General features: G+C 71.3%; 5 protein-coding genes. 4 read left to right on the forward strand and 1 reads right to left on the reverse strand.

Features of this window, described 5'->3' with window-relative positions:
- Positions 1-120: 120 nt before the first annotated feature.
- Positions 121-1,035 carry a sulfite exporter TauE/SafE family protein gene (locus ACGFIQ_RS28995; RefSeq protein ID WP_393248664.1) on the reverse strand — a complete coding sequence of 305 codons (915 nt, stop codon included), beginning with the start codon at positions 1,033-1,035 and terminating at the stop codon, positions 121-123.
- Between the two features lie 807 nt (positions 1,036-1,842).
- Here ACGFIQ_RS28995 and ACGFIQ_RS29000 point away from each other — a divergent pair.
- From ACGFIQ_RS29000 to ACGFIQ_RS29015, 4 genes are all read left to right on the forward strand, one after another.
- Positions 1,843-9,243: an SDR family NAD(P)-dependent oxidoreductase gene (locus ACGFIQ_RS29000; RefSeq protein ID WP_393248665.1), complete on the forward strand. Its 7,401-nt coding sequence runs from the start codon at positions 1,843-1,845 to the stop codon at positions 9,241-9,243.
- A gap of 73 nt (positions 9,244-9,316) precedes the next feature.
- Positions 9,317-14,089: a beta-ketoacyl synthase N-terminal-like domain-containing protein gene (locus ACGFIQ_RS29005; protein ID WP_393248666.1), complete on the forward strand. Its 4,773-nt coding sequence runs from the start codon at positions 9,317-9,319 to the stop codon at positions 14,087-14,089.
- A 38-nt stretch (positions 14,090-14,127) separates the two neighbouring features.
- A complete protein-coding gene (locus ACGFIQ_RS29010) occupies positions 14,128-14,472 on the forward strand; it encodes an acyl carrier protein (RefSeq protein WP_393248667.1) in 345 nt (114 codons plus the stop codon).
- Positions 14,473-14,474: 2 nt separating this feature from the next.
- Positions 14,475-15,314 carry an alpha/beta fold hydrolase gene (locus tag ACGFIQ_RS29015; protein ID WP_393248775.1) on the forward strand — a complete coding sequence of 280 codons (840 nt, stop codon included), beginning with the start codon at positions 14,475-14,477 and terminating at the stop codon, positions 15,312-15,314.
- Positions 15,315-15,317 lie beyond the last annotated feature (3 nt).

Below are 15,317 nucleotides of genomic sequence, written 5' to 3' on the forward strand. Positions count from 1 at the left end.
AGCGGCGCGCCGGTCCCGGCAAACCGCACATCCTTTTAGGTCTGTGTCAAAGCCCCTGGCCGAGGGCTTTGACACAGACCCCCGGTACGTGGCCCGGACCGGGAGGTGCCGGCATTGTGGTCAGCTGGGTCGAGGCGTCGAGTCGCTACCGGTCCCGACCGGATTCCGCTGCTGCTCGGTCAGGTGTTGACGGATCGAGTGGGCGACGGCGGCCGCCCATATCGCGCAGATGACCGTGTAACAGCTATAACGAACGGTGGCCGGGGCATCGAACCAATCACCGCGAAGCAGGGTTCGACTGTTCGTCAGCACGATCATGCCGCCGACCGCGGAGCCGAGCACCCGGGGCGGGACCTTGCGGACGAGCCAGGCGGCCACCGGCGCGGCGACGACCCCGCCGATGAGGAGCGCGACGACCCAGCCGAAGTTGATGTTCTCGGCACCGATCCCCACCAGGAAGCCGAGGCTCGCCGCGACGGCGACCAGGAACTCGCTGGTGTCGATCGATCCAATGACCTTGCGTGGTTCGAGCCTGCCACTGGCCAGGATCGCCGGGGTCCCGATCGGCCCCCAGCCACCGCCGCCGGTGGCATCGACGAAGCCGGCGAGCAGGCCCAGCGGACCGAGGAATCGCTTGCGAAGCGGCTTGCCCACGTTGCCTCGTGGCAGACCGAAGGTGGTGAAGCGGACCAGGAGGTAGCTACCGAGGGTGAGCAGGATCAGCGACATGATCGGTGCCGCCGCGTCGGTGGAGAGGCTGGACAGGAAGGTCGCGCCAGCGAAGGCGCCAACCGCACCAGGAATGCCGATCCGCGCGACGACCTTCGCGTCGACGTTGCCGAATCGCCAGTGGGCGGCACCCGAGGCGAGGGTGGTGCCGATCTCCGCGAGGTGCACGGTGGCCGAGGCGGCGGCGGCATGGACGCCGACGGCGAGCAGCAGGGTTGTCGAGGTCACGCCGTAGGCCATGCCGAGGCTGCCGTCGACCAGTTGGGCGCCGAGGCCAACCAGGGCAAGCAGGAGGATTTTGCGCATGAGGGACCACCAGTTCGTCGAGGGCAGGTGGGGAGCAGAGGGCTCGGGTTGGGCAGGCGGGTGGGCCCCCGTCGGCGAGGTCTTGCCGGTCCGGTGATCGCCGACAGGCACCCGGCGGTGGCGGTGCCGCTGGGCACGCGCAGGCGTCGCGGCCCATCGACCCCGAGGGTGTCGAGGAGCGGACGTACGCCCTGAAGGGCTCGCGAAGCACGACCGGTGCGGCCCGGTGTAGCGGACCGGGCCCGCCCGGCGATGGTCGGTTCAACGATGACGACCGAACCGCTCCGCGCGGTGACAAGGCATTTTGTCGGTCGATTCCCCCCCTCTCCGGTCGGTATTCCGCGCATTCAACGGGGAGCCGACCCGGACGAATTCCATACTCGGCAGATAGGAATGGTTCCGGCCCAACCAAACCGACCAGCTAAGAGTGCTTTTATAAGCCAGATCGGCAAGACCATAGTGATCAACGTCACTCTTTCTGGGTGATCGGCAACATTTTGGAAATCAAATCAAGTGGATCGGTAACACGATGGCCCCCGGCTGGACCGAAGCTGCCAGCCATCCGCCCAGGTCAGGTCGGTGCACCCCCTGCAGACGGAAGATCTTGCGTGCTCCAGCGGGCTGGCCGGAAGAATCCGCAGGCCAGCGCCCTGTTTGGAGAGATTTAACTGAGCCGTAACTAAGCTGGCCTAACTTAATTGCAGCCCGAGATTGATCAGCGACAATTGTCGCCGGGCCACCTCCGCGTTGATCATTTGATTCATTCGGTCGCGTCCGAGAACCGCCGCCACATGAATTGGGAGTCCGATGAGCCCTGCACCGAACACGCGCGATCTGGTGATCGCGATCAGCGCCGGTAGCCTCCTCGAACCCAGTCCCGGGATCGTCACGGCCGCCCGCCACGGCGGCGGTCACGGCGTCCTGGACCTCGCCGCCGGCGACAACTGGACACTCACCGCCCTGGCCCAGGCCACCGCCGGGTCGAGCGAGCCGATCGGCGTACGCGTGCCGGCCGGCTGCACCGCCACGCAGGCTGACGTGGACCGGGCGGGCCACGGGATGGTCGATCTCGTCGTCGTACCGCTGGACACACCATGGCAACTGGCCGACCTGGTCGACAGGTACCGGGTGCTGGTCGAGGTGACCAGCCTCGACGACGCTCGGCTGGCCGTCGCCGCCGGGGCACACGGGCTCATCGCGCGGGGCATGGAGGGTGGCGGCAAGGTCAGCGAGCTCAGCTCGTTCGTCCTGCTCCAGCAACTGGCCGCGGCCGACGGCATCGACCTGCCGATCTGGGTCGCCGGCGGCATCGGCCCCCGCACCGCCGTCGCCTGTGTCATCGGCGGCGCGGCCGGCGTCGTCCTGGACAGCCAGCTCGCCCTCATGCCGGAGTCCGAGCTACCGGCGGACGTACGGGGTGCGATCCGCCGGCTGGACGGATCCGAGACGGTCCTGGTCGACGGCGTACGCGGGATCCGCCGAGGCGGTCCGCACGACAGCGCCTCGCAGCTGCTGCCGATCGGCCAGGACGGCTGGCTCGCCGCCGTCTTCGCCCGGCGCTGGCCCGACACCGCCGCAGCCGTACGCGGAATCCGCGCCACCCTGCTCGAAGCGATCGTCGAACCGGCCGCCGGGGACGCCCTGGTGCCTGGTGCCGCCCTCGCCGACGCCCTCAACGTACGGATACCCGTGGTGCAGGGCCCGATGACCCGGGTCAGCGACGAGGCCCCGTTCGCGGCCGCGGTCGCCGCCGACGGTGCGCTGCCCTTCATCGCACTCGCCCTGTCCGGTGCCGAACAGTCCCGCCGGGTGCTCCGGGAGACCGCCGACCGGCTGGGCGACCGGCCCTGGGGCGTCGGGGTGCTCGGCTTCGCGCCCGACGAGTTGCGCGCGGCACAACTCGAGGCGATCCGCGAGATCAGACCCGCGTGCGCCATCATCGCGGGCGGGCGGCCGTCCCAGGCCACCGAGTTGGAACGGGACGGGATCAACACCTTCCTGCACGTACCGTCGCCGGGACTGCTGCGGCAGTTCCTGCGGGCTGGCGCGCGCAAGTTCGTCTTCGAGGGCGCGGAGTGCGGCGGCCACGTCGGCCCGCGGGCGAGTTTTCCCCTGTGGGAGGCGCAGCTGCTGGTGCTGGAGGAGTTCCTGGCGAACACGCCGGACGATGCCGGACGGTTGCAGCTGCTGTTCGCGGGCGGGATCCACGACGCGCGGTCGGCGGCGATGGTCGCCGCGATGGCGGCTCCCCTGACCGGGCGCGGGGCGCAGATCGGGTTGCTGATGGGGACCGCCTACCTCTTCACCCGGGAAGCGGTGCAGGAGGGCGCGATTCAACCCCTGTTCCACCGTACGGCCATCGCGGCCACCGGCACGTCGCTGCTGGAGACCGCACCGGGACACGCGACCCGGTGCCTGCCGAGTCCGTTCGTCGACGACTTCCACGGCGTGCGGGAGGAGCTGGAATCGGCCGGGGTGGAGGACCGTCAGGTCTGGGAGCAACTGGAGTTGCTGAACGTCGGCCGGCTGCGGATCGCCAGCAAGGGCGTACGCCGGGAGGACGACGGCCTGGTGGAGGTCGACGAGGCGGTCCAGGCCGTCGAGGGAATGTTCATGGCCGGCCAGGTCGCGGTGCTGCGCCACGCACCGACCACGGTCGCGGAACTGCACGCGCAGGTCACCACCGAGGCACGGGAGTTCCACGCGGTACGGACCGCCGCGCTGCGCGCCGAACTCACCCCACCGGCCGTGCCTGTCGACGAGCCGCCCGCGCCACTGGACATCGCCATCGTCGGCATGTCGTGCGTCCTGCCCGGCTCCCCCGACCTGCACAGTTTCTGGCAGACCGTGCTCGGTGGCACCGATGCGGTCACCGAGGTGCCGGCCGACCGGTGGGACGTCGACACGTACTACGCGCCCGAGGTGGGCCCTGGCCAGGCGGGTCGGATCAGCGTCTCCCGATGGGGCGGGTTCATCGAGCCGGTCCCGTTCGACGCGATCCGCTACGGCATTCCCCCGGCGGCGCTGAGCAGCATCGACCCGACCCAGTTGCTCGCCCTCGAGGTGGCACACCGGGCGCTCGTCGACGCCGGCTACCCGTACGACGCGGCCGACGCGGACCACAGCCAGACCGGGGTGGTGTTCGGTGCCGAGGCCGGCAGCGACATGGGTCACGCCCAGACGCTGCGGACCATGCTTCCGGCCTACCTGGGAGACGTGCCGGCCGAACTGGAGGCCCAACTGCCCACGGTCACCGAGGACAGCTTCCCGGGTGTGCTGGCCAACGTCATCGCGGGTCGGGTCGCCAACCGCCTCGACCTCGGTGGCCCCAACTACACAATCGACGCCGCCTGTGCCTCGTCGCTGGCCGCGATGGACGCCGCGTGCAAGGAACTCAGCGCCGGCAGCAGCGACCTGATGATCTGCGGTGGCGCCGACCTGCACAACGGCATCAACGACTACCTCATGTTCACCTCCGCGCACGCCCTCTCCCCCACCGGGCGGTGCCGTACGTTCGACAGCACCGGCGACGGGATCGCCCTCGGCGAGGGGGTGGCGTGCGTCGTACTGAAGCGGCTGGCCGACGCCGAACGCGACGGCGACCGGATCTACGCCGTGATCAAGGGCGTGGGGAGTTCCAGCGACGGACGCGCGCTCGGGCTCACCGCGCCGAGGGCGAGTGGACAGCGGCGCGCCCTCGACCGGGCCTACCACCGTACCGGCATCTCGCCCCGGGAGATCGGTCTGGTCGAGGCGCACGGTACCGGCACCGTGGTCGGCGACCGTACCGAACTGGAGACCCTGACCCGGTTCTTCGACGAGGCCGGCGCGGAGCCCGGTAGTTGCGCGCTGGGCTCGGTGAAGTCGCAGATCGGGCACACCAAGTGCGCGGCCGGCCTGGTCGGCGTGATCAAGGCGAGCCTCGCGCTGTACACCGGGGTCAAGCCACCCACCATTCACCTGACCCGGCCGAACCCGGCGTGGAGCCCGGAACGCAGTCCCTTCGCGTTCTACACCAGCGCCCGCCCGTGGGCGGCGCCGGCAGCCGAGCGGCTGGCGGGGGTGAGCGCGTTCGGCTTCGGCGGGACGAACTTCCACGCGGTGCTCAGTGCGCACCCGAACGGCCTGGAGCCGCGGCACACGCGGCAGTCCTGGCCGGCGGAACTGTTCTGCTTCCGCGGCGCCGACCGGCCCGCCGCGCAACTGCGGGTACGGCGACTGGTGGAGATGCTGTCGAACCGCGACGAGTTGGGCAGGCCGTGGTCGCTGCGGGACCTGGCCGCGTCCCTGTCCGACGAGGCGGACCACCGGGCGGGCGCGGTGCGGATCGCCATCGTCGCCCGCGACCGGGACGAACTCGCCAAGCTGTTGGACCGGGCCCTGGCCGGCGAACACGACCCGACGCGCGGACTGGTCCAACCGCCGGACGAGCCGGGGCCGGGCAAGGTGGCCTTCCTCTTTCCCGGTCAGGGAAGCCAGCGGCCGGGTGCCCTGGCCGAACTGTTCGTGGCGTTCCCCGAGCTACGGCACTACCTGCGCCTCGGTGCCGAGTGGGCGGACCTGCTCTTCCCGCCGTCGGCGTTCGACCCCGAGGCGGCGCGCGAGCAGGAGGACCGGGTACGCGACACCCGGGTCGCCCAACCCGTACTGGGCATCGGCGGCCTCGCCGTCGACCACCTGTTGCGTCGGCTGGGCGTCCGGCCCGACCTGACCGGCGGACACAGCTACGGGGAGCTTGTCGCGCTCTGCGTGGCCGACGCGTTCGACCCGGAGACCCTGCTCGCGCTGAGCCGGCAACGGGCCGAGGCGATCCTCGCCGCCACCGGCGACGATCCGGGCACCATGGCAGCGGTCACCGCCAGCGCCGAGCAGGTCGACCGGGTGCTCACCGAAGCGGGACTGGCCGGCGAGGTCGTACTGGCCAACCGGAACGCGCCAACGCAGGTGGTGATCTCCGGGCCGACACCCGCCGTCGGGTCGGCGGTGTCGGCGTTGCGCGAGGCCGGGCTGTCGGCCCGGGGACTCTCCGTCGCGTGCGCGTTCCACAGCCCGGTGGTGGCCGCCGGCACCACACGCTTCGCCGAGGCGCTCGCTGCCAGGACGGTACGCGAGCCGGCGATCCCGGTCTGGTCGAACCAGACAGCCGCCCCGTACGACGGTGACGCCGACCGCGTACGTGAACAGCTCGCCGCGCAGATCGGTGCACCCGTGCGTTTCGTCGAGCAGATCGAGTCGATGTACGCCAGCGGCGCCCGGACCTTCGTGGAGGCCGGCCCCGGTCAGGTCCTCACCAAACTGGTCCGGGCCGTCCTCGGCGACCGGCCACACCTGGCGGTCGCCGCCGAACCACGTCCCGAGGAGGGACTGCGCGGCTTCCTCGTCACCGTCGCTCAACTGGCCTGTGCCGGCGTACCGGTTCGGACCGGCTGGTTGTTCCAGGGCCGCGACGCGGCGGACCTCGCGGCGGTCAAGACGACCCAGCGTCCGTTCTGGACGATCGACGGCCAGCTCGTACGCGACCAGTTCGGAAACAGCCTGCCCGGCGGGATGACACCCCCACGACGGATCAAGGAGTTGTCGATGACCGCATCGAACGGGACGACCTTCGGCGGCCGGGACGGCCGCGACGAGTTGCTGAGCGAGTTCCTGCGCACCAGCCGGGACATGATCGCCTCGCAGCGGGACGTGATGCTCGCCTACTTCGGCGACGGTGTGGGTGGGCGGCTGGTGTGGCAGCCCACCCAGCCGTACCCGCCCGTGGTGCTACCGGGTCACGAGAGCGAGGTCGCCCAGGTCACGACGACGGTGGTGGCGGCCGCTCCCCCGGCCGCACCGGCGGTCGCGGTCGACGTGACCGCCGTACCGGTCGCCGCGTCCGGTCCCGATTTCCAGACCGCGATCCTCGAGGTGATCAGCGAGCGCACCGGCTACCCGGTCGACCTCATCGAACTCGACCTCGACCTCGAAGCCGACCTCAGCATCGACTCCATCAAACGCGCCGAAGTCGCCGGCGAGGTCGCCGCCCGACTACGCCTCGCCGTCGAAGGCGACGAAGCCGAACTCGAAGACCTCGTCAAGGCCCGCACCGTACGCACCATGGTCGAGTGGCTCAACCAGAAGATGCGGTCGACGACGAGCACCACCGTGATCCACGCGACCGCGGTGCTCGGCCCGGCGAACGGGTCGGCGAGCGGGTCGGCGAGCGGGTCGGCGCACTCCAACACTCTGGTCGCGACCAGCACGGTCGTGCTGACCCGCCCCGACTTCCAGACCGCGATCCTCGAGGTGATCAGCGAACGCACCGGCTACCCGGTCGACCTCATCGAACTCGACCTCGACCTCGAAGCCGACCTCAGCATCGACTCCATCAAACGCGCCGAAGTCGCCGGCGAGGTCGCCGCCCGACTACGCCTCGCCGTCGAAGGCGACGAAGCCGAACTCGAAGACCTCGTCAAGGCCCGCACCGTACGCACCATGGTCGACTGGCTCAACCAGAAGATGCAGGGGCAGGCCGTTGGGGCACCGTCAGCGGGTAACGGCACGCTGACGCCGCCCGTACCGCTCGCGCTCACCACCGCCGCACCCGCGCCGATGACGGCGCCGTCCGCCGGAGCGCCCTCGGCGCTGGCCACGATGAGTCCGGCCATCGCACCCGCGCCGATCCCCACCGCACCCGCCCCGATCGCCTTCGTCGCCGACACCGCGGCGGTCGCTGCGGAGGTCACCGCCGCCGGCCGCGTGGGGATCACGCCGAAGCGGCTCCTGCCCCAGCCAGGGGTGATCGCGGGACCGCCCGGGGCGGACAGCGGTTCGACGCTCGCCGGGACCAGTTTCCTCATCACCGGTGCCAGCCCGGCGCTCGCGTACCTCGCCGAACTCCTCCGGGAGCACGGAGCGGGTGGGCAGACCGGTGTGGTGGACGGGACGGAGGCGGATCAGCTCGCCGGCTTCGACGGGCTGATCCTGCTCGACGGGTTGACCGGCGCCGGCGCCCCCCTGCTGCCCGAGATCTTCCCGTTCCTCAAGCAGGCGCTCGCGACAGGCCCGCGCTGGTTGCTGGCGGCAGGACCGGTTGGCGGGACCGACCGTACCGATGGCCTCGCCGGCCTGTTCCGCACCATCGCCAGGGAATACCCGCAGGTCACGGTCAGGTACGTGGAGGTCGACGCGGCCGCCGACCCGCAGCTGATCGCCCGACACCTGCTCGACGAGTTGCTGGTCGGCGGGGACGCACCGGTTGTCGCACGGGGTGAGACCGAGCGGACGGCGGTCGACCTTGCACCGGTGCCGCTGGGAGCGGTGGCGACGAGTGGTGCCGGGCCGGCCGGTGACGGTGCCTCCGAGGCCGCGGCGATCGGCCTCGACCGGGATTCGGTGGTCGTCCTGGTCGGCGGGGCACGCGGGATCACGCCGTGGTTCGCCCGCACGGTGGCCATGGCGAGCCGCTGCCGGATCGAGTTGGTCGGCCGCACACCGCTGCCGACCGAGCCCGAGGATCCGGACCTGGTGTCGGCCCGGGACAAGGCGTCGTTGCGTGCCGCGCTCGCCCGCCGGGGGATGCGGTCACCGGCGGAGATCGAGCGCACCGCGCAGGCGGTCCTGGCCGCCCGTGAGGTCGAGGCCACCCTCACCGAGCTACGGGAACTGGGCAGCGAGGTGCGTTACCACGCCCTCGACGTGCGGGACGCGTCGGCGACCCGGGGCCTGCTACTGGATGTCGAGCGTACGCACGGCCGGGTCGACGGTGTCGTGTACGCGGCCGGCATGATCGAGGACAAGCTGATCGCCGAGAAGGACCCACAGTCGTTCGCCCGGGTGTTCGGCACCAAGGTGGACGGTGCCCGCTCGGTGCTGGCCGGGATCGACGAGCTGGGCTCCGCACCCCGCTTCGTGGTGCTGTTCGGCAGCATCGCCGCGGCCTACGGCAACCGGGGTCAGGGCGACTACGCCGCGGCCAACGACGCGATCGACGCGATCGGCACCCGGTGGGCGGACGCCACCGGCAACCGTTGCCTGACCGTGCACTGGGGCCCCTGGGCGCCGGGTGCCGGGCATGGCGGGATGGTCACGGACGAGCTGAGCAGGGAGTACGCCCGCCGCGGCATCGAACTGATCGACCCCGAAGCGGGTGCGTTCAGTTTGTTGAGCGAGTTGGCCTGGGGCGACCCGAAGATCAACTCCGTGGTCTACACCGCCTCGGGCTGGTGATCGTGCAAGAGGTGCGGCGGCGGCTGAGCCGCATCCCCGGCAGGCCCGTCGACGGTGGAGCGAGAGGTCGAAGATGAACACGAGCACCGATCGGCGCGACCCCGTCGCGATCGTCGGGATGGCGGCGGTGATGCCCGGCGCCGGCAACCTGGAAAGCTACTGGCGCAACCTGGTCGACGGCGTGGACGCGATCACCGACGTGCCGGCGAACCGGTGGGACGACGAGTTCTACGACCCGGAGCAGGCCCACCGACCGGACCGGATGTACTGCCGGCGGGGCGGGTTCGTCGACGAGTTCGCGAGCTTCGAGCCGCTGCGGTTCGGCATCATGCCCGCGTCGGTGGCGGATATCGAGCCGGACCAGCTCATCGCCCTGAACGTGGCCGCCGCCGCGATCGACGATGCCGGCGGCGCGGACCGGCTGCCTGGCGGCGACCGGGTGGGCGTGATCCTCGGGCGGGGCGGCATCCTCAGCCCCGCCCAGGCCCGCTACGCCCAACGGGTACGGATGTCGAGCCAGGTCATCCAGGTGCTGAAGGAGCTGATCCCGGAGCTGGACCAGAGCCGGCTCGACCTGGTCCGCGACAAGTTCGACGAGCGGCTCGGCCCGTACCAGCCGGAGGGGACCATCGGTTTGGTGCCGAATCTGGCCGCGTCCCGGGTGGCCAACCGGCTCAACCTCCGCGGTCCGGCGTACACCCTGGACGCGGCGTGCGCCTCGTCGCTGATCGCGGTCGACCAGGCGATCACGGAGCTGACCAGCGGGCGGTTGGACGCCGTCCTGGCCGGTGGTGTGCACCACGTGCACGACATCAGTTTCTGGTCGGTGTTCAACCAGTTGCGGGCGCTGTCCAGGCGCGGTGAGAGCCGGCCGTTCCATCGGGAGTCCGACGGCTTGCTGATCGGCGAGGGCACCGGTGTGGTCGTACTCAAGCGGTGGTCCGACGCGGTCCGGGACGGCGACCGGGTGTACGCCGTGATCCGGGGCAGCGGAATGTCCAGCGACGGCCGCTCGGCGAGCATGTTCAACCCGGCCTCCTCCGGACAGGTGCTGGCCATCCGGCGGGCCTGGGAAGCGGCGGGGCTGGACCCGACCGCGCCGGACGCGGTGGGGTTGCTGGAGGCGCACGGCACCGGCACGCCCACCGGCGACGCGGCCGAACTGGTCTCGGTCGCCGAGGTCTTCGGACCGCACGCGGGCAACGGACCACGCCCGGTGATCGGATCGGTCAAGTCGATGATCGGGCACACCATGCCAGCCGCCGGGATCGCCGGCCTGATCAAGGCCACGCTCGCGGTACACCGGGGGGTGCTGCCGCCCACGCTGCACTGCGACGATCCTCGCTCGGAGATGGCCGCGACCCGGTTCGCCCCGATCGCGACCGCCCAACCCTGGGAGAGCGACGGGCCGCGTCGCGCCGCGGTGAACGCCTTCGGCTTCGGCGGCATCAACGCACACGTCATCATCGAGCAGCCGCCCGAACCGGCCGGCAGACGAGACCGGCCGGCCGGCGGAGTCCCGGTGACAGCGGGTGTCGCAGGAGGCGCGGCCTCGACCATGGCCGGCTCGACGACTGTCGAGGTCACCGAGCCGGACCAGGTGCTCTGGCTCGCCGCGCCGGATCCGGTCCGGTTGGCCGGCCTGCTGGCCCGCGACGACCACGAGGTACGGGCCCTCGGCGCCGCACGGGCCCGGAGCAACAGGCCCGCCGACGGGGCCGAAGCGAGCCGGATCGGCATCGTCAACCCCACGGACAAGCTGCTGGCCGTCGCCCGCAAGACGGTGGCCCGAGGTCAGGCATGGCGGGGTGGGCGGGACATCTGGTTCAGTCCGTCGCCGCTGCTGGCCGGCGGCACCGGACGGCTCGCCTTCGTCTTCCCCGGTCTGGAGGCCGAGTTCGCACCGCGTACCGCGGATATCGCCGGGCACTTCGGGCTGCCGGACCAGCAGTGGTCCGCGGCGGACCTGGGCCGGCACGGTGCCGGGCTGATCGAGGTGGGCAAGCTGCTCGACGAGGCGCTGCGCCGCATCGGCGTGCTGCCGGACACGGTCGCGGGACACAGCATCGGCGAGTGGACCGCCGCCGCGACCAGCGGACAGATCAGCACGGCCGAGATGGACGAGTTCCTGGAGCTGTTCAACGCCGACTCGGTCGAGGTATCCGGATATGTCTTCGCCGCGGTGGGAGCCGGCGCGGAGCGCGTCACCCCGATGCTTGGCGATTTCCCGGGGGTGGTGCTCTCCCACGACAACGCCCCGGCGCAGTCCGTGGTGAACGGCCCCGAATCCCAGGTGGACCGCCTCGTCGAGGCGCTGCGTACGGAGAACGTGCTGTGCCAGAAGCTGCCGTTCCGGTCGGCCTTCCACACTCCCGTGTTCGCCGACGGCCTGCAGTCGATCGGCGCGGCGCTGCGCCGCTGGGAGGTGCACCCGACCCGGATACCGGTCTGGTCGGCGACCCTGGCGGCACCGTTCCCCGCCGACGAGGCACAGGTCAACGCACTGTTTGTCCGACACATGATGGAGCCGGTCTGGTTCCGTCAGATGGTGGGCGCGATGTACGACGCCGGCGTGCGGGTCTTCCTCCAACTCGGCGCCGGACAACTCGCCTCGCTGATCAGCGACAACCTGCGCGGGCGTGACCACCTCGCGATGCCGGTCAACGTGAAGCACCGCAGCGGGCTGAACCAGCTCCGCCGGGTCGCCACCGCGCTCTGGGTGGAGGGCGGCAACCCGAACCTGGGCGCGCTCGATCCGCCAGCACCGGCGAAGACGACTGGGAAACCGGCACGCCGTGGCCCGTCGATTCCACTGGACCTGGGTGGGCCACTGGTCAGGCTCGGGGCGGGCGCCGCCGGTCTGCTCGGCGTGTCCGTGAACGACACCCGGCCGGGCCACCTGTCCGCCGGTCCGCCGGCTCACGGTGCGGGCGCCCCGGTCGACGCGTCGGCGGCGGCCGGTACGCGCGAGCCGGAGCCGGCGGGCACCGGCGGTAACCCGGCGACGGCGCTGGCCGCACTGCACCGCCTGGCCGGACGGTCCAGCGCGGCGGCGGAACTCGCCGCACTGTTGCAGGACACGGCCCGGGACGCGGTCAGCGTGCTGGACGCCGCCGCACCCACGCTCCGACCACACCGACCGGCGGCACCGGTGGCGCCGCTGGGAGGTGTCACGGCACCTCCGCCGGTCCCGCCCGCGGCACCCACCCGCGCCGTCGTCGTCGGCGCAGGCAACGGCAACGGCAACGGCAACGGCAACGGCAACGGCAACACGGGTACGGTCCAGCGGATCACGTTGCGAGTCTCCGTCGAGACCATGCCGTACCTGCGCGATCACTGCTTCTTCGTCCAACCGCCGGACTGGCCGAACGTGGAGGACCGGTGGCCGGTGGTGCCGGCGACCACCCTGGTCCAGCACATGGTCGACGCGGCGGAGCAGGCCGTGCCGGGCATGCGGGCGGTGGCCGTACGCGACGCCAGGTTCAACCGTTGGCTGATCGCCGAGCCGGCGCAGGACGTCGAGATCACGGTGAAGCCGTCCGGTGACGGCAGGGTCTCGGTCACCCTCGGCCCGTATGCCCGGTCGACCGTGGAACTCGCCGCGGACTATCCGGCGGACACGCCCGAGGTGTGGCGGCACGATCCCGCGACCGAGCAGCCGCCCCGGATCAGCGCCGAGGAGATGTACGCCGAGCGGCTGATGTTCCACGGCCCCCAGTTCCAGGGCGTCACCGCCGTACACGCCCTCGGAGACATGCACGTGCGGGGCATCGTCACCGCACCCGTGCCGCCGGGGGCCCTGTTGGACAACGCGCTGCAGCTGATCGGCAACTGGCTCATCACCACACAGCCGTTCCGTACCGTCGCGTTGCCCGTGGGTCTGGGCCACATCCGCTACTTCGGTCCCCCGCCGGCACCCGGTACGGCCTTCGAGTGTGTCGCCCGGGTGCGCTCGATCGACGACGCGCAACTTGTCGCGGACACCCAACTGGTGGTCGACGGCCGGGTGTGGGCACAGATCGACGGCGCGGTGGACCGGCGCTTCGACAGCCATCCGCAGGCTCGGCCGGCGGAACGGTTCCCCGAGCGGCATCCGATGTCGCTGATCCAACCCGAGGGTTGGACGATGGCCTTCGACTGCTGGACCGACCTGGTCACCCAGGGCATGGCCGCCCGCGGCATCCTGGGCTCGGCCGCGTACGCGGACTACGAGCGGCAACCGGCCCGATCCCGCAAACAGTGGCTGCTGGGCCGGATCGCGGCGAAGGACGCCGTCCGGTTCCGACTGTGGGAGGACGGCCACAGCGACATCTACCCGATCGAGCTGACGGTGGGCAACGATCCGAGCGGGCGGCCCCGGGTCGACGGACGTCCGGGCCGCAACCTGCGCGACTGCGACGTCTCGCTGGCTCACTGCGCCGAGATCGGGGTTGCCATCGCGAAACCCCGCGACCCGGCGTCGCCACCCGACGCGCCGGGCGTCGGCATCGACGTCGCCGAGATCGCCGACCACCCCGAGAGCACCGTGCACTTCGCCCTGTCCGATGCGGAGACGGCACTGCTGGACTCGCTCGGCGGCGACGCCGAGGGCCGGCGGCGGTGGTTCACCCGGTTCTGGGCGGCCAAGGAGGCGGTCGGCAAGGCGGAGGGGACCGGACTCGACGGGCGCCCTCGCCGCTTCACCGTGCGGAACGCCACGGACACGGTGCTGACCGTCCAGATCGACGAGCGGAACTACCTGGTTGAGCACCGCGAGGTCGGCAACCCTGACGACCTGACGCCCCGACGGTACGTCGTCGCCTGGACCTGGGGCCCGCAGACCGGCGCTCTGGCTGATCAGCCGTGACCGGCACCCATTCCCGACCATTCGAAGGAGTACGCCCCATGGCCGCCTCGCACGCCGACATCCTCGCCGAACTCACGGAGATCATCCACGCGGTCCTCGGGGACTTCGCCGCCGATGAACCCATCACGATGGACACCACCTTCCGCGACGACCTCGGCATGGAGAGCATCGATGTCGTCTCCCTCGCCGGCCGGCTGCAGGCCCGGTACGGCAACACCGTCAACTTCGCGCATTTCGTCGCCAAGCTGGACCTGGAGACCGTGGGTGAGTTGCGGGTCGGGCAGTTGGTCGAGCACATCACCCGCTCCCTCGACGCGGACGGGTCCGGCGGGGACGTGCCGACCGACGCCGGCCTCACCGCCGTCGAGGCGGTCCGGTCGTGACGATGATCCGGGCCAACGGGATCGAGGTGCACATCGAGCGCCTCGATCCACCGGCCGACGGGCCGGGCGGGGGCAGCGCCGGGCGGGGTGATCGACCGGCCACCCTGGTGATGATCCACGGTATGGCCTCCGACAGCCTCGCGAGCTGGTATTTCACGCTGGCCAAGCCCCTGGCCGATGCCGGGCTGCGGGTCCTCATGTACGACCTGCGGGGGCACGGCCACAGCGAGCGCCCGCCCACCGGCTACGCCCTCGACGACTTCGTCGACGACCTGTCGGCGATGCTGACCGAACTCGACGTCACCGATCCGGTGCACCTGCTCGGCAACTCGTTCGGCGGCACGATCGCGTTCGGCTACGCGATCCGCCACCCGGACCGGGTCGCCTCCGTCGCGGCGATCGAATCGTCACCACCGACCAGGGCCTGGATGTCCCGGGTCGCGCGCCGGCTGGACCGGGCCACCGATCTCCTGCCCCGGCCGGAGGCGTTGGCACAGATCAGCGCCGGTCGGGGGGAACGGGTGGCCCGCCGGGCACGGGCCACCGGCGAGATGCTGGCGACGACCACGCTGGCCAGGGACCTTCCGGCCAGTGCCCTGCCCAGTTCCGCGCAGATCAGCGCGATCGGCGTACCGGTGCTCTGCCTCTACGGGGCGAACTCCGCTGTCGTCGAGCTGGCACCGGCCGTGGTCCGGCTGCTACCGCAGACGCGGTCCGTGGTCCTACCCGGCGAGAAACACACGGTCCTGGTCGACCGGCCGGAGGCGGTCCGCCGGCTCGTCCTGGCCTGGCTCCGCGAGGAGTGCTCCGTTGAGGTGGCCGAGGTGGCCACCGCCCCGTGACAA

It is taken from the genome of Micromonospora sp. NPDC048898, assembly GCF_043198035.1.
Classification (GTDB): Bacteria; Actinomycetota; Actinomycetes; order Mycobacteriales; family Micromonosporaceae; genus Micromonospora.